Genomic DNA, 15,162 nt, shown 5'->3' on the forward strand with positions numbered 1-15,162 from the left:
GGTGCTCGGCGTCCGTGTCCTGGCCCTCCGGGGGCTGCCGCCCCCAGACCCCCGCATCGGCCTGAACGGCCTCGTCCTCAAGCGCCGGACGGGCTGGGTGTCCCCGCAGGGCCGCGTCGGGAGTCAGAGGTAATCCTCCAGCCGCCCCACCCGCAGCCCTCTTCCCTCGATCTCCCTCAGCAGTCGCACGGTCCGTGCCGTCGGTGACAGGGACTCCGTCGGGGTCGACGGCACGGAGATGATGTCGCCGGGGTGAAGGCGCGGCTCGCCGTGGGGGTACGTCAGTTCGCCGTCGGCGGACAGGGACGCGCGCCAGAGCACGAGCGCCGTGATGCCGCAGTCGGCGGCGGCGCGCAGGGTCGCCCGGTCGTACGTGCCGTAGGGCGGGCGGAAGAGGTGGGGGCGGATGCCGAAGCGGGAGCGGAGTTTGTGCTGCTGGCCGCAGATCTCGGCGCGCTGGCCGGCGTAGGGCAGACCGCGCAGGGCCGGGTGGTCGAGGGTGTGGTTCTGGAGGGAGACGCCGACCGCGCGCAGCCGGGCGAGCCGGCCGTAGCCGGGGCCCGCGACGCTGTCCGTGAGGAACAGGGTGACCGGGAGCCGCCGTTCGCGGACGAGGCCGGCGAAGGCGGGGTCGCGTTCGATGCCGTCGTCGTAGGTGAGGAAGACGACGGGGTCGCGGGTGCGGACCCGGTCCACGACGGGCGGCAGGCGGGCCGGACGCGCGAGGGGCCCGGCCGCGGGGGTCGGGTCCTGACCCCGGCCGTCCGTTCCCGCCCGCTCCCCCGCCGGCCCGCCGCACCCCGCCAGCAGGAGCAGGCCCGCGCACAGCGCGGCGGCGGCCGGGCACCGCGTCACAGGTAGTCCTCCAGCCGGCCCACCGCGTATCCCTCGGTCGTGACCTTGTTCAGGAAGCGGCGGATCATGTCGGGCATCGCGCCCTTCCACTGCTCACGGCCCCGGAAGTGGCTGAGGACGATGTCGCCGGGGCGCAGCCGCCGGTCCGCCTCGCGGTACTCCCAGTGGTCGACGAAGACCTCCGCGTTCCACAGGGGGACGTGGTCGATGCCGCAGGCCTTGGCGGCGCGCAGGGTCGCCCGGTCGTAACTGCCGAAGGGCGGGCGGAAGAGGGTGGGGCGGGTGCCGTAGCGCCTCTCGATGAAGCGCTGCATGCCGCAGATCTCGCGCCGCTGCCCGCGGTACGACAGACCCGGCATGTAGCGGTGCCAGAGGGTGTGGTTGTTCAGGACCGTGCCCCTGGACTGCATCTGCCGGAAGTAGCGGTCGTCGTCCTTGACCAGATAGCCGCTGAGGAAGGCGGTGTACGGGACGTCCAGGTCGCTCATCATCCGCAGGAACGCCGGGTCCTTCTCGGCGCCGTCGTCGATGGTGAGGAAGACGACCTTGTCCCGGGTGGGGATCGTGGTGAAGACGGGCGGGAGGTCCAGCTCCCGGTGGCCGTCCACCGCGAAGCCCTTGCGGGTCCTGATCCTGGGCTTCTTCCCGGGAGCCGGCGGCGCCACCAGCGGGACCCTGCGCAGCCCCCAGCGGTGCGCCGCGGCGATGCGGGCGGCGTGCGCGGCGCGCAGTTTGGTGGCGTAGGAGTCGAGCGCGCGGGCCGGGGGCGCGTCGAGAGGCTGCTGGCCGCCGGCCGGGGCGACCTGGCCGCCGTCGGGCTGGGCGCAGCCCGAGGCGATGACGGCGAGGGCGAGCACGACAAGGCCGATGCGTGCTCCGCCCGTTGCCCGCCTTTTGTCATTTTGTACGACTGCTCGCATGATGCCGGATCCTCGCAGCCCACCCCTGTGAACCCGCCCCGACACCGCGACCGACGGCACCGCCGTCCTCCGACTGGCCCACATCCGCCCCGGCCCGCCGCCCCCGCCGCTCCGTGGCCGACAATGATCCGGTGAACGACCTCGCCCTCCTCCTCACCCCCGAAGGCCGCGCCCTCCTCGACGAGGTGCGGGACACCGATCCGGCGAAGGAGCTGGCCGTGGCGACGCGGCTGCGCCGGGAGCACCCCGCCGAGCTGGTGTCGGCGGCGCTGGGCCAGGCGCGGCTGCGGCAGCGGGCGGCGGTGAAGTTCGGGGCCGAGGACGCGGGGCGGATGTTCTTCACGCCGAACGGGGTGGAGCAGTCGACCCGGGCGAGTGTGGCGGCGTACCGCGCCCGGCGGATGACGGACCTGGGGATCGCCTCCGTCGCCGACCTGTGCTCCGGCATCGGCGGGGACGCGATCGCGCTGGCCCGCGCCGGGATCCGGGTCCTGGCCGTGGACCGGGACCCGATGACGGCCGCGGCGGCGCGGGCGAACGCCGACGCGCTGGGGCTGGCCGACCTGATCGAGGTGCGGGAGGCCGATGTCACCGAAGTGGACACGGCCGGGTACGACGCCGTCTTCGTCGACCCGGCCCGGCGCGGCGGCCGGGGCCGGATCTTCGACCCCGAGGCCTACTCACCGCCCCTGTCCTGGGCGGTGTCGGCCGCCCGCCGGGCACCACGCGCCGCCGCGCTGAAGATCGCCCCCGGCATCCCGCACGAGGCGGTGCCCGAGGACGCCGAGGCCGAGTGGATCTCCGACGGCGGCGACGTGAAGGAGGCGGTGCTGTGGTTCGGCACCGAGCCGGGAGCGGTACGGGCCACCCTGCTGCCGGGCCCCCGCACCCTGCTCTCGCGCGGCCTGCCCGACCCGGAGGTCCGCCCGCCCGGCCGCTACCTGTACGAGCCCGACGGCGCCGTCATCCGGTCCCATCTGGTCTCCGAGGTGGCCGACCGGGTCGACGGCGGCCTCCTCGACGCGACCATCGCGTACGTCACGGCCGACGCCCTGCGTCCGACGCCGTACGCCACCGCCTACGAGATCACCGACCACATCCCCTTCAACGTCAAGAAGCTCAAAGCCCTGCTGAGGGAACGTCAGGTCGGCACCCTCACCGTCAAGAAGCGAGGCTCGGCGGTCGAGCCGGAGGAGCTCCGCAAGAAGGTCAAGCCGCAGGGCCCGCACGCGGCCACGGTGTTCCTGACCCGGGTGGCGGGGGCACCGGCGATGCTCATCGGGCACCCCGCGTAGCCGAGACACCGTCAGGACTGCTCCGCCGCCCGGCGCAACAGCAGCTCCCGCTCCCTTTCGTTGCGCGTCAGCGACGCCGCCCGTTCGAACTCGGCCCGGGCCTCCGTCGTACGCCCCAGCCGGGAGAGAAGGTCGGCCCGGACGCTGGGGAGCAGGTGGTAGTCGCGCAGGGCCGGGTCGTCGGTCAGGGCGTCGACGAGGGGCAGGGCCTCGGACGGGCCCTCGGCCATGGAGACGGCCACCGCGCGGTTCAGCTCCACCACCGGGGAGGGTGAGCGGGCGGCCAGGAGCCCGTACAGGACGGCGATGCGCGGCCAGTCGGTCTCCTCGTAGCTGTAGGCGTGCGCGTGGCAGGCGGCGATGGCGCCTTGCAGGAGGTACGGGCCCGGGGCGCCGGAGGAGGCGGCCTCGGCTCTGCCCAGCGCGGCCACGCCACGGGCGATGAGCATGCGGTTCCAGCGGGCCCGGTTCTGTTCCTTGAGGAGGACGGGTTCGCCGGAGGGGCCGGTCCGGGCCGCCGTACGGGACGCCTGGAACTCCAGGAGCGCGGTCAGGCCGTGCACCTCGGGTTCCTTCGGCATGAGGGAGGAGAGCACCCGGGCGAGGCGCAGGGCGTCCTCGCACAGGGACGGGCGGAGCCAGTCGTCGCCGGCCGTGGCGGCGTAGCCCTCGTTGAAGATGAGATAGATGACGTCGAGGACGGAGCCGAGACGGGCCTCGCGGTCGGGGCCGTAGGGCACCTCGAAGGCGATGTTCCGGGTCGCCAGGGTGCGTTTCGCGCGGACGATGCGTTGCGCGACGGTCGGTTCCGGGACCAGGAAGGCGCGGGCGATCTCGGCCGTGGTGAGGCCGCCGAGGAGGCGCAGGGTGAGGGCCGTGCGGGCCTCGGTGGACAGCACCGGGTGGCAGGCGGTGAAGACCAGGCGGAGCAGGTCGTCGTCGATGTCGTCGGGGTCGGCGGGTTCCTGAGGCGCGGCCTCGTCCGGAAGGCTCCGGCCGATCTCCGCCAGCTTGCGGGCGTAGTTCTCCCGGCGGCGGACCAGGTCGACGGCGCGATTGCGGGCGGTGGCCATGAGCCAGGCGCCCGGGTTGTCGGGGACGCCGTCCCGGGGCCACTGCTCCAGCGCGGCGACCAGGGCGTCCTGCGCGAGTTCCTCGGCGATGCCGACGTCCCGGACGATCCGGGTGACGCCGGCGATGATGCGGGGCGACTCGATGCGGAAGACCGTCTCGATGGCCGTGCCGGTGCCGCTCGGGTCCGGGGTGGGCTGCGCTGTCACAGCCCACCATCAGACACCCTCGGCGGCACCCGGCCAAGCAGCGCCGGTCAGTCCTCGGCGATCTGCCGGACCTCGGCGGTGATCGTCCAGTAGTCCTCGTGCGTGGACAGGAACCGCTTGGTCCACTCGATCGCCTCGGCCTTGTCCTTGCACTGGCTGATCGAGTAGCCGCCGATGACCTCCTTGGACTCGGTGAACGGCCCGTCGGTGACGGACAGCTGCCCGCCCTCCCAGGTCACCCGGCTGCCCTCGGAGGTCGGGGTGAGCCCGGCCGTGTCGAGCATGACCCCGGCCTTGGTGATCTCCTCCAGGAGCGCGCCCATCCGCTCCATGAGCTCGGGGCTCGGGCCCTCGGCGGGCGCGTTCTTCTCGTCGATGCGGATCAGGGTGAGAAAGCGCGGCATGGTGACTCCCCGGGGTCTTCGCAGCGGGGGCTTTCCCCGCTCTCACCCCTGCGTCGATCGGGAGGGCCCGGGATCGACACGGTCGCCGCGTTTTCTTCGAGATTCTTTTCCGGATCCCTTCCCGGTTCGCGTTTACGCAGGTCAGCGCAGTGACTCCCACAGCTTCTCCGCCGCGGGCTCCTCGGCCACCACCCGGTTGGGGTCCGACGGTGCCCGCACCACCGGCATCGTCACCGTCCGCACCTCGCTCGCCTTCAGGCCCTTGAGGCTCTGCCCGAACCGGGTCAGATCGGTCAGGGAGTCCAGGCCGGTGTCGGTGGTGAGTCCGGCGGTCACCGCGTCGGCGACCCGGTACAGCTTCGCCGGGTCGGTGAGCAGGTTCTGTGCGGCGATCTGTTCCAGCAGTGCCTTCACCAGCGTGTGCTGGAGGCCGATGCGGCCGAGGTCGCTGCCGTCGCCGATGCCGTGCCGGGTGCGGGCGAGCGCGAGGGCCCGGTCGCCGTCCAGATGGTGGGTGCCCGCCTTCAGACGCAGATGGCTGTGGTCGTCGGCGATGTCCTCCTCGGTGGTGACGGTGACACCGCCGAGCGCGTCCACCAGCTTCTCGAAGCCGGAGAAGTCGACCTCGATGTAGTGGTCCATGCGGACGCCGGTGAGCGACTCGACCGTCTTCACGGCACAGACCGGACCGCCCACCGCGTACGCGCTGTTGAACATGGAGTGGTAGGCCACCGCCGTCGAACCGCCCAAGGAGCGGGGGCAGGACGGGCGGGTGACCAGGGTGTCGCGCGGGATGCTCACCACCGTCGCGCTGGTCCGCCCGGCGTCGAGGTGGACGACCATCGCCGTGTCGGAGCGGGCACCCGTGCTGTCGCCGCCCCCGATCCTCTGGTTCTGCTCGCCGCTGCGCGAGTCGGAGCCCAGGACCAGGATGTTGAGCGCGCCGCTGGGCAGGGCGGACGCCGAGGGCGACGGCACGCTCACCGGCCTCGGCGGGCGGTTGTCGCCGAGCGCGTTGTCGATGTCGACGCTCTTGATGTTGCTGTCGAGATGCCAGTAGGCCCAGCCCGCCGCCGCGGCGGCCAGCGTCAGCAGGGCCGCCAGGGTGAGGCCGGCGGTCCGCAGCGCGGTCGACCGCCGGCCCGTGCCTCTGCTCTCGTCCCCGTTCGCCTCGTGTCCCGTCACGGCAGGAACGTAAGTCCGAATTATTACCGGCAGGGCCCTCGCCGCGCCTTTTCTTCGGAAATTCTCAGACTTCATGGGCCGTACGGGCCCAAGCGTCGACCGCCGAGGGGACGACCGAGCCCGATCTCGGCGAACTCCTCGCCGCCTACGAAACTTTCGGCGGGTCAACCGATTGACTTCGGAGGAGTGCGGAGACGCGCGCTCCACCCGTCAATGCGTCAACTTCCGGCCAGCGGCGCCGCCGTGCTGCTGCGCACCACCAGGCTCGTCGCCAGCTCGACCCGGGTCGCCGCCGGGGTGCCCTCCTCGCGGCCGAGGTCCAGGACCAGCTTGGCCGCGGCCTCGGCCATCTCCGTCAGCGGCTGCCGTACGGTCGTCAGCGGCGGCCCGACCAGCGGCGCCACCGGCAGATCGTCGAACCCGACCACGCTCAGGTCCTCGGGGATGCGCAGCCCCAGTTCGCGCGCGGCCTCGTACAGCCCGAGCGCCTGGAGGTCGTTCCCGGCGAAGACGGCGGTCGGCCGGTCCGGGCGGCGCAGCAGCTCCAGACCCCGCCGGTAGCCGGCCTCGTGGTGGAAGTCGCCGTCCGCGATCAGCCCGGGGTCCACCGGCAGCCCGGCCGTCTCCAGGGCGGCCCGGTAGCCGTCGACCCGGGCGCGGCTGCACATCATCTGCGAGGGCCCGGTGATCGCGCCGATCCTGCGGTGCCCCAGCTCGACCAGGTGCCGGGTGGCCGCGAGACCGCCCTGCCAGTTGGTCGCGCCGATCGACGGCACATCGGCGCCCGGGTCGCCGGCCGGGTCCATCACCACGAACGGGATGGAGCGGCTGGTCAGCAGCGCCCGCTGCGAGGCGTCGAGCCCGGACAGCACGAGGACGACGCCGTGCGGGCGGCGCGCGGCGACCTGGTCGGCCCAGGTCCGCCCGGGGGTGAGCCTTCCTGCGCTCTCCGACAGCACCACGCTCAGCCCGGCGTCCCGGGCCACGTTCTCCACGCCCCGGATGACCTCCATCGCCCAGGCGCTCTCCAGCTCGTGGAAGACCAGGTCGATCAGGGGCGAGCGGGTCGCCTCGGCCCGGCGGCGCCGGTAGCCGTGCGCGCGCAGCAGGTCCTCGACACGGGCCCGGGTGGCCGGGGCGACATCGGCACGGCCGTTCAGGACCTTCGAAACAGTCGGCGCCGACACACCGGCCTCACGGGCGATCTCCGCGAGCGTCGCGGTCTGCGCGGTGCGCCCCTGGGTCCGGTTCTGCGTCCGGGTTTGCGGCCGGCCTTCGGCGGGCTCCGGGGAAGTCATGGCGGCGATCGTAACCCTGCGGGCCCCCTTGACGAAGTCCTCGTGGCGCCATAGGTTCCCGGAACATTCGGAATGCATAACGAAACATTCGTAGATACGTTCGCGAGAAACGCTCGTCAGCACCGTTCGTGAGAGGGCCGTCCGTCCACCCGACAGGAGCTTCATGACCACCGTGCCCTGGCGTGACCCCGCGCTGCCCGCCGCCGCCCGCGTCGACGACCTGCTCTCCCGGATGACCCTGGAGGAGAAGACCGCCCAGCTGTACGGCGTGTGGGTGGGCGCCTCGACGGACGGCGACGGGGTCGCTCCGCATCAGCACGACATGAGCGTGGACCATGACTGGGACGAGCTGATCACGCGCGGCCTGGGCCAGCTCACGCGCTCCTTCGGCACCGCCCCCGTGGACCCGGCGCTCGGCGTGCGTGCCCTGGCCCGCGCCCAGCGCCGGATCACCGAGGCCGGCCGCTTCGGCATCCCGGCGATCGCGCACGAGGAGTGCCTGGCCGGCTTCACCGCCTGGCAGGCCACGGCCTACCCGGTGCCGCTGGCCTGGGGCGCGACCTGGGATCCCCCGCTGGTCGAGGAGATGGCCCGCCGGATCGGCGACGACCTGCGCTCGGCCGGTGTCCACCAGGGCCTCGCGCCCGTGCTGGACGTCGTACGCGATCCGCGCTGGGGCCGGGTGGAGGAGACCATCGGCGAGGACCCGTACCTGGTCGGGACGGTCGGCTCGGCCTATGTGCGGGGCCTGGAGTCGGCCGGGGTCGTCGCCACACTCAAGCACTTCGCCGGGTACGCGTCCTCGGCGGGCGCCCGCAATCTGGCGCCGGTACGGGCCGGTGTCCGCGAGTTCGCGGACGTCACGCTCCCGCCCTTCGAGATGGCGCTGCGCGAGGGCGGGGCGCGTTCGGTGATGGCCGCCTACACCGAGCGGGACGGCGTCCCGGCCTCGGCGGACCCCGAGCTGCTGACCGGGCTCCTGCGCGAGGAGTGGGGCTTCACCGGCACGGTCGTCGCCGACTACTTCGGCATCGGCTTCCTCCAGACCCTGCACCGCGTCGCCGGCACCCCGGCCGAGGCGGCCCACGCGGCCCTCGAAGCGGGCATCGACGTCGAACTGCCCACCCTCAAGTGCTACGGCGATCCGCTGCCGGCCGCCGTCCGGTCAGGCCTCGTGCCCGAGGACCTCGTGGACCGCGCGGCCCGCCGCGTCCTGCTCCAGAAGTGCGAACTGGGCCTGCTGGACGAGGACTGGACCCCGGAGCCGGCCACCGAGGTGAACCTGGACTCCACGGGCAACCGCATCCTCGCCCGCCGTCTGGCCGAGGAGTCGGTGGTCCTGCTCGACAACCCCGACGGCCTGCTCCCGCTGGCCCCCGACACCCGGATCGCGGTGGTCGGCCCCCGGGCCGCCGACGCCCTGGCCATGCTGGGCTGCTACTCCTTCCCGTCCCATGTCCTCACCCACCACCCCGAGGTGCCGACCGGCATCGAGATCCCGACCGTCCTCGACGCCCTGCGCACCGAACTCCCCGACGCCAAGGTGACGTTCGCACAAGGGTGCGAGGTGACCGGCCCGGACACCTCGGGCTTCGAGGAGGCCATCGCCCGCACCGCCGAGGCGGACGTGTGCGTGGCGGTCCTCGGCGACCGGGCGGGCCTGTTCGGCCGGGGCACCTCGGGCGAGGGCTGCGACGCGACGGACCTCGGCCTGCCGGGCGCCCAGGGCGAGTTGCTGGACGCGCTGATCGCCACCGGCGTGCCCGTGGTCCTGGTCCTGCTGACCGGCCGTCCGTACGCCCTCGGCCGCTGGCACGGGCGCCTGGGGGCCGTCGTCCAGGCCTTCTTCCCGGGGGAGGAGGGCGGCCCGGCGGTCGCGGGTGTGCTGTCGGGCCGTGTGAACCCGTCGGGCCGGCTCCCCGTGAGCGTCCCTCAGGTCCCCGGCGGCCAGCCCTGGACGTATCTCCAGCCGCCGCTGGGCCTCGCGGGCGAGGTCAGCAACCTCGACCCGACCCCGCTGTACGCCTTCGGCCACGGCCGCTCGTACACGGCGTTCGCCTGGGAGGGCAGCGCCCCCGATCCGGTCGAGATCGGCACGGACGGCTCGTACGACGTGTCGGTGACCGTCCGCAACACGGGCGAGCGCGAAGGCGCGGAGGTCGTCCAGCTGTATCTGCACGACCCGGTGGCGTCCGTGACCCGCCCCGACATGCGGCTGATCGGCTACCAGCGGGTGACGGCGGCCCCGGGCGAGGCGGTCCGGGTGACGTTCCGCTTCCACGCGGACCTGTCGTCCTTCACCGACCGCGCGGGCCGGCGGGTGGTCGAGCCGGGCGCCCTGGAACTGCGGCTGGCCGCATCGAGCGCGGACGTACGGCACACCGCGCGCATCGCTCTGACGGGCCCGGTCCGGCTGCTCGGCACCGACCGGCGGCTGCGCTGCGACACGGAGGTCACCGGCGTGGAGTGACCGGCCCGCTCAGTCCACGCCCAGCGACTCGAACCGCCACCGGTGCACCGCCCGGGTCACCAACTCCCCGTCCGGCTCCGGCAGTTCCGGCAGCTCGGCGTCGTACGGGGCGTCCCACCAGGTGAGGACGAGGACCCGGTCCTGGGGAGCGCGCAGGGTCTCCCGGCGCAGCGGCTCGCGGGGCAGCTCCTGGGTGCGGGCCCAGGCCAGCAGCTCCTCGCCGCGCCCGGGCACGGCCCGCGCCTCCCACATCAGGGCGACCGTCACGGGTAGAGGTTCTCCTTGCTGACCTCGTGCACATGGTCGTGGCCGTGGTGGTGGCCGTGCTCGTGCTCCGTGCCCGGCACATGAGGCTCCGTCACCGGCAGTGAGGAGTCGGCCGGCAGGTCCCAGCTCGACGCGGCCCGGTTGCGGGCCACCATCTCGGCGCCGAGCGCGGCGACCATCGCGCCGTTGTCCGTGCACAGCTTGGGCTGCGGCACCCTCAGCCGGATCCCGGCGGCCTCGCAGCGCTCCTGGGCGAGGGCGCGCAGCCGGGAGTTGGCGGCCACACCGCCGCCGATCATCAGGTGGTCGACGCCCTCGTCCTTGCAGGCCCGGACGGCCTTGCGGGTCAGCACGTCGACGACCGCCTCCTGGAAGGAGGCCGAGACGTCCCGCACCGGGACCTCCTCCCCCGACGCCCGCTTGGCCTCGATCCAGCGGGCCACGGCCGTCTTCAGCCCCGAGAAGGAGAAGTCGTAGGCCGGATCGCGCGGGCCGGTCAGGCCGCGCGGGAAGGTGATCGCGTTCGGGTCGCCCTCGCGCGCGTAGCGGTCGATGACCGGGCCGCCGGGGAAGCCCAGGTTCAGCACGCGGGCGATCTTGTCGAAGGCCTCGCCCGCCGCGTCGTCGATGGTCGCGCCCATCGGGCGGACGTCGGAGGTGATGTCCGAGGAGAGCAGCAGCGAGGAGTGGCCGCCGGAGACCAGCAGCGCCATGGTCGGCTCGGGCAGCGGGCCGTGCTCCAGCTGGTCCACGCAGATGTGCGAGGCGAGGTGGTTGACGCCGTACAGGGGCTTGCCGAGCGCGTAGGCATAGGCCTTCGCGGCCGAGACGCCGACCAGCAGGGCACCGGCGAGGCCGGGACCGGCCGTGACGGCGATGCCGTCGAGGTCGCGGGCGCTGACGCCCGCCTCCTTCAGCGCGCGGTCGATGGTGGGGACCATCGCCTCCAGGTGGGCGCGGCTCGCGACCTCCGGAACGACGCCGCCGAAGCGGGCGTGCTCGTCGACGCTGGAGGCGATGGCGTCGGCCAGCAGGGTGGTGCCGCGGACGATGCCGACGCCGGTCTCGTCGCAGGAGGTCTCGATGCCGAGGACGAGGGGTTCGTCAGCCATTGATCTCGGTTCCTTGTACGGAAGTTGAAGGGTCGGTGAGGCGCATCACCAGGGCGTCCACGTTCCCGGGCTGGTAGTAGCCGCGCCGGAAGCCGATGGGCTCGAAGCCGAAGCGCTCGTAGAGCTTCTGCGCGCGGACGTTGTCGACGCGGCACTCCAGCATCACCTCGGCGCACTCGAAGGCGGTCGCCGCGCGCAACAGCTCGGCCAGCAGCAGCCCGCCGAGGCCGGTGCCCCACAGGTCCCGGGCGACGGCGATGGTCTGGACGTCGCCCTGCTCACCGGTGGCGACGAGTCCGGCGTACCCGGTGATCCGGCCGCCGTCCTCGGCGACCACGTACCGCCTGGTCGCCTCCGGCCCGCGCGAATGGGCCAGTTCGGACCAGAACATGCCGCGCGACCAGGCGTCCTCGGGAAACAGGTTCCGTTCCAGTTCGAGCACGGGGTCGATGTCCCACCAGCGCATCTCGCGCAGCGCACACATCACGGGTTCGGTCACTTGGGGGTGACCACCTTGTAGTTCTTGGGCACCTGGGCGTCCGGGCGGCGCAGATACAGCGGCCGGGGCGCGGGGAACTCCTCGCCCGCGGCCAGCTTCTCGGCGGCCAGCCGGGCGAGGGCGGCGGCGGAGACGTGCTCCGGCTCGTGCGCCTTGGGGAAGGTGTCCGGGTAGAGCAGCGCGCCCGCGCCGACCGCGGGCAGGCCCTCCACCTGCTCGGCGATGTCGGCGGGCCGGTCGACGGCCGGGTCGGTGAGGCGGGTGCGGGAGTCGGCGTAGCGCGCCCAGTACACCTCCTTGCGGCGGGCGTCGGTCGCCACGACGAACGGGCCCTGAAGGTCGGCGGCGAAGGCGAGGCCGTCCAGCGTGCACACGCCGTGCACGGGGACGCCGAGCGCCAGCCCGAAGGTCTCGGCGGTCATCAGCCCGACGCGCAGCCCGGTGTACGGGCCCGGACCGATGCCGGCGACGATCCCGGTGACGGCGTCCAGCTTCAGACCGGCCTCGGCGAGCACGCGGTCGATCGCCGGCAGCAACAGTTCCCCGTGCCGCCGCGCGTCCACCTGACTCGACGAGGCGATGACGTCGCGGCCGTCGTGCAGCGCGACGGTGACGGCGGGTGTGGCGGTATCCAGAGCGAGCAAGAGCACGCAAACAGCCTACGGCTCCCCGGGGCCGGTGTCGGACGCCAGCTCCGGCCGAGCCGGACGCCCGTGCGTGCCCTGCGTGCCCGGCGCGGTGCGGCACCGAGGACGTCCGACACGGGCCCCCGGCCCGGCCCGGCCGCACCTGCCGGGCCGTCACCTGCTGCTACCGTCACCTACCGTCACGGCAGGGACGTACGACGCGGAGGTGGTCGCCGGTGGCAGTCAGCAGCTCGGGAATCGTTGCCGGGCTCACCGCCGCCGCCCTCGCGACGGTCGGCTATCTGGCCTACCAGGCGTCGGCGACCGTCCCGGCCGGTCTGGGCAAGCCGCAGGCGGGCGCCTCACCGACGGCCGGCGCGTCGAAGGCACCCCGGACCAAGAAGGACTCCTCCGCGCTGCCCGGCGGCTCCGGCCAGGGCGCCCGGGTCGTGTACTCCCTGAGCGGCGACCGGGTGTGGCTGGTCGGCACGGACGAGGTGGTCACCCGCACGTTCGAGGTCGACCCGAGCGCGGTGGATCCGGCCCCGGGCAGCTACTCGGTGACGTCCCGCTCGAACGCGATCACCGGCTCCGACGGCATCCCCGTCGAGCACGTCGTGCGCTTCACCAGCGTGGACGGCGTGGTCATCGGCTTCAGCGCGGCCGTGCCCGGCTCGACGGCCGCCCCCGACCCGAAGGTCCGCACGGGCGGCATCCGCGAGTCACGCGTGAACGGCGACGCGATGTGGACGTTCGCGACGATCGGCCGCAAGATCGTCGTGGTCCGCTAGGCCGCTTCGCGGTGGTGCGGGGCCCGTTCCGAGAACTCCGGCTCGGGAGCGCGCGGGGGCGTGGAGACCAGGGCCGCCGCCTCGCCGGCCGCCAGCAGGTCACGCATGGACACCCCGGCGACCGCGAACGGCTGCGGCTGCCCCTTGCTCTCTGTAGCCGACATGGAAGCCTCCCGAAGGCCGGGGCAAACGAAGTTAGGTTCACCTAACCACGACTGGATACCATGTGACCACGCACAAGACGCCGAACGCAACATCTTGCCGACGTCTTGTCGGAACGTTCATCAAAAGACCGCACACCGCGCCGTACCAGGCTCAGGAACTCACGCGGCTCACAAGCTCACGCGGCGAGCACGCTCAGGTCCGCCGACGCCCAGCGTTCGCCCACACCGGTGATCGTCATCTGCCGGACCTCGTCGGTCGTGTCGCCCACCGCGCGGTGGATGACGACCTGGAGCCGGTCCTCGGTCAGCTCCTCGACCTTGCCCTCGCCCCACTCCACGACCATCACGGACTCGGGCAGCGAGACATCGAGGTCGAGGTCCTCCATCTCGTCGAGCCCGCCGGAGAGCCGGTAGGCGTCGATATGGACCAGGGGCGGTCCGTCGCCCAGCGAGGGATGCACCCGGGCGATCACGAAGGTCGGCGAGGTGACGGCCCCGCGTACGCCGAGCCCCTCCCCCAGTCCACGGGTCAGTGTCGTCTTGCCCGCCCCGAGCTCTCCGCTGAGCATCACCAGGTCACCCGCGCGCAGCAGTTTCGCGAGCCGGCGGCCCAGCTCCCGCATCTGCTCGGGGGACGTGACGACGATCTGGACGGATCCGGGCTCAGCCGGGCTGTGCGGTGCTGGTGCTTCCATAGCCCTTCACGGTAGCCCCTGCCGGGACGGCACCCGTGCGGGTGAGCAGGTCGGCGAGGCGGTCGGTGACCACCTCCGGGTGCTCCAGCATCACCAGATGCCCCGCGTCCGGCACCAGCACCAGCTCGGCGTCCGGCAGCAGATCGGCGATGGCCTCGCTGTGCTCACTGGGCGTGACCAGATCCTGCACCCCGGCCAGGACGAGGACCGGCATGTCGGCGAAGCACCCGAGCGCCTCGGTCTTGTCGTGGTCGTTGAACGCCGGGTAGTACTCGGCGACCACGTCGATCGGCGTGCTCTCGATCATCCGCTCGGCGAACCGGGCGACGGCCGGATCGACGTCCCGGGACGCGAAGGAGTACCGCTTGATGATCCCGGCGAACAGGTCGGCGGTGGCCCGGCGCCCCTTCTCCACCAGGTCGGCCCGCTGCCCCAGCACCTTCAGCACGCCGGGCAGCACCCGCCGTACCGCGTTGACGCCCGCGACCGGAAGCCCGTAGTTGACCTCGCCGAGCCGTCCCGACGAGGTCCCCACGAAGGCGACTCCGACGACCCGCTCGCTGATCAGCTCGGGGTACCGGTCGGCCAGCGCCATCACCGTCATGCCGCCCATGGAGTGGCCGACCAGGACGATCGGCCCCTCGGGGGCGGCCGCGTCGATGACGGCCTTCAGGTCGGCGCCGAGCTGCTCGATGGTGACCGGCTCGTCGTCCCGCGTCTGGGCCACGCCCCGGCCGGACCGGCCGTGGCTGCGCTGGTCCCAGTGCACGGTCCGTACGACGCCGCGCAGCGCGGCCCGCTGGAAGTGCCAGGAGTCCTGGCTGAGGCAGTAGCCGTGGCTGAAGACGACGGTGACGGGAGCGGGGGCCTTGCGGCCGAAGAGCCTCCGGCGGCGGGGGCCGATGGCGGCGGGCGCGGCCTCCGGGTCGATGTCGTCGACCTCGTAGTACAGCTCCGTACCGTCGTCGGCGATCGCCTTGCCGGGCATGCCGCGCAGCGAGCCGTACGGTCCCGCCGAGTCCAGGGCGAGGCGGGCCTTCTGGCGCATGCCCCGGCCGACCGTCATCCGCTCCAGGGCGACACCGGCGGCCGCGCCCGCGGCCACCACGCCTATCGCGACGCCCGCGATGCCGGTCGCCCGGCGCCAGCCTCCCGCCGCCCCCGCGGCGGAGGCCGCGACGGCCGCGGAGGCTGCGTTCGCTACGGCCTCCGCACTGCTCTCGCTCACGTGCCTCTCCTCGGGTTGCTCGTCGGACCTCTGCCGGTGCTGCTGTTCTTGCTGGTACTGGTACCGGTACCGG

Annotated in this window: 16 protein-coding genes; 3 read left to right on the forward strand and 13 right to left on the reverse strand. The window is 73.1% G+C overall.

Annotated features, from left to right (window positions below; translation table 11 throughout):
* Positions 1–123: 123 nt before the first annotated feature.
* Together NNW99_RS13915 and NNW99_RS13920 are read right to left on the reverse strand one after the other, a co-directional pair.
* Positions 124–855 carry a polysaccharide deacetylase family protein gene (locus tag NNW99_RS13915; RefSeq protein WP_251057784.1) on the reverse strand — a complete coding sequence of 244 codons (732 nt, stop codon included), beginning with the start codon at positions 853–855 and terminating at the stop codon, positions 124–126.
* Positions 852–1,775, reverse strand: coding sequence for a polysaccharide deacetylase family protein (locus NNW99_RS13920; protein ID WP_215119367.1), 924 nt, complete (start codon positions 1,773–1,775; stop codon positions 852–854). Before NNW99_RS13920 ends, NNW99_RS13915 begins: the two co-directional genes overlap by 4 nt.
* A gap of 131 nt (positions 1,776–1,906) precedes the next feature.
* Here NNW99_RS13920 and NNW99_RS13925 point away from each other — a divergent pair, with 131 nt between their 5' ends.
* Positions 1,907–3,070: a class I SAM-dependent methyltransferase gene (locus NNW99_RS13925; RefSeq protein WP_215119368.1), complete on the forward strand. Its 1,164-nt coding sequence runs from the start codon at positions 1,907–1,909 to the stop codon at positions 3,068–3,070.
* An 11-nt stretch (positions 3,071–3,081) separates the two neighbouring features.
* On the opposite strand, the gene NNW99_RS13930 is transcribed toward NNW99_RS13925, so the two are convergent.
* The 4 genes from NNW99_RS13930 to NNW99_RS13945 all read right to left on the reverse strand — a co-directional run bounded on the left by NNW99_RS13930 (position 3,082) and on the right by NNW99_RS13945 (position 7,237).
* The gene (locus tag NNW99_RS13930; protein ID WP_215119370.1) at positions 3,082–4,350 is read right to left on the reverse strand and encodes an RNA polymerase sigma factor; all 1,269 of its coding nucleotides are present in this window, start codon (positions 4,348–4,350) and stop codon (positions 3,082–3,084) included.
* 47 nt (positions 4,351–4,397) lie between these two features.
* Entirely contained in the window at positions 4,398–4,754 is a 357-nt protein-coding gene (locus tag NNW99_RS13935; protein ID WP_215119371.1) for a YciI family protein, read from the reverse strand.
* 141 nt (positions 4,755–4,895) lie between these two features.
* On the reverse strand, positions 4,896–5,939 hold the full coding sequence (locus tag NNW99_RS13940; protein ID WP_251057785.1) for an LCP family protein: 1,044 nt from the start codon (positions 5,937–5,939) through the stop codon (positions 4,896–4,898).
* A gap of 218 nt (positions 5,940–6,157) precedes the next feature.
* Positions 6,158–7,237 (reverse strand): LacI family DNA-binding transcriptional regulator, encoded by a 1,080-nt coding sequence (locus NNW99_RS13945; protein ID WP_215119375.1) that lies wholly within the window; start codon positions 7,235–7,237, stop codon positions 6,158–6,160.
* Between the two features lie 163 nt (positions 7,238–7,400).
* Here NNW99_RS13945 and NNW99_RS13950 point away from each other — a divergent pair, with 163 nt between their 5' ends.
* Complete coding sequence (locus NNW99_RS13950; RefSeq protein WP_215119377.1) at positions 7,401–9,707, forward strand: glycoside hydrolase family 3 N-terminal domain-containing protein; 2,307 nt, start codon at positions 7,401–7,403, stop codon at positions 9,705–9,707.
* A gap of 9 nt (positions 9,708–9,716) precedes the next feature.
* Here the strand turns inward: NNW99_RS13950 and NNW99_RS13955 are convergent, their stop codons facing one another.
* Genes NNW99_RS13955 through tsaB form a run of 4 tightly spaced genes read right to left on the reverse strand, consistent with a single transcriptional unit; the run spans position 9,717 to position 12,235 of the window.
* Entirely contained in the window at positions 9,717–9,974 is a 258-nt protein-coding gene (locus NNW99_RS13955; RefSeq protein WP_215119383.1) for a hypothetical protein, read from the reverse strand.
* Complete coding sequence (gene tsaD, locus NNW99_RS13960) at positions 9,971–11,086, reverse strand: tRNA (adenosine(37)-N6)-threonylcarbamoyltransferase complex transferase subunit TsaD (protein WP_215119384.1); 1,116 nt, start codon at positions 11,084–11,086, stop codon at positions 9,971–9,973. The genes NNW99_RS13955 and tsaD overlap by 4 nt, the downstream gene beginning before the upstream one ends.
* The gene (gene rimI / locus NNW99_RS13965) at positions 11,079–11,570 is read right to left on the reverse strand and encodes a ribosomal protein S18-alanine N-acetyltransferase (RefSeq protein ID WP_215124270.1); all 492 of its coding nucleotides are present in this window, start codon (positions 11,568–11,570) and stop codon (positions 11,079–11,081) included. The genes tsaD and rimI overlap by 8 nt, the downstream gene beginning before the upstream one ends.
* An 11-nt stretch (positions 11,571–11,581) precedes the next feature.
* The gene (gene tsaB, locus NNW99_RS13970) at positions 11,582–12,235 is read right to left on the reverse strand and encodes a tRNA (adenosine(37)-N6)-threonylcarbamoyltransferase complex dimerization subunit type 1 TsaB (RefSeq protein ID WP_215119385.1); all 654 of its coding nucleotides are present in this window, start codon (positions 12,233–12,235) and stop codon (positions 11,582–11,584) included.
* Positions 12,236–12,447: 212 nt separating this feature from the next.
* Here tsaB and NNW99_RS13975 point away from each other — a divergent pair, with 212 nt between their 5' ends.
* Complete coding sequence (locus tag NNW99_RS13975) at positions 12,448–13,002, forward strand: hypothetical protein (RefSeq protein WP_215119386.1); 555 nt, start codon at positions 12,448–12,450, stop codon at positions 13,000–13,002.
* Here NNW99_RS13975 and NNW99_RS13980 read toward each other — a convergent pair.
* From NNW99_RS13980 to NNW99_RS13990, 3 genes are all read right to left on the reverse strand, one after another.
* On the reverse strand, positions 12,999–13,166 hold the full coding sequence (locus tag NNW99_RS13980; RefSeq protein WP_215119392.1) for a hypothetical protein: 168 nt from the start codon (positions 13,164–13,166) through the stop codon (positions 12,999–13,001). The genes NNW99_RS13975 and NNW99_RS13980 overlap by 4 nt on opposite strands.
* Positions 13,167–13,342: 176 nt before the next feature.
* Entirely contained in the window at positions 13,343–13,861 is a 519-nt protein-coding gene (gene tsaE, locus NNW99_RS13985; protein ID WP_215119394.1) for a tRNA (adenosine(37)-N6)-threonylcarbamoyltransferase complex ATPase subunit type 1 TsaE, read from the reverse strand.
* The gene (locus NNW99_RS13990) at positions 13,830–15,089 is read right to left on the reverse strand and encodes an alpha/beta fold hydrolase (protein ID WP_215119395.1); all 1,260 of its coding nucleotides are present in this window, start codon (positions 15,087–15,089) and stop codon (positions 13,830–13,832) included. Before NNW99_RS13990 ends, tsaE begins: the two co-directional genes overlap by 32 nt.
* Positions 15,090–15,162 lie beyond the last annotated feature (73 nt).

Source organism: Streptomyces sp. CRCS-T-1 (assembly GCF_024442335.1).
Taxonomy (GTDB): Bacteria; Actinomycetota; Actinomycetes; order Streptomycetales; family Streptomycetaceae; genus Streptomyces; species Streptomyces koelreuteriae.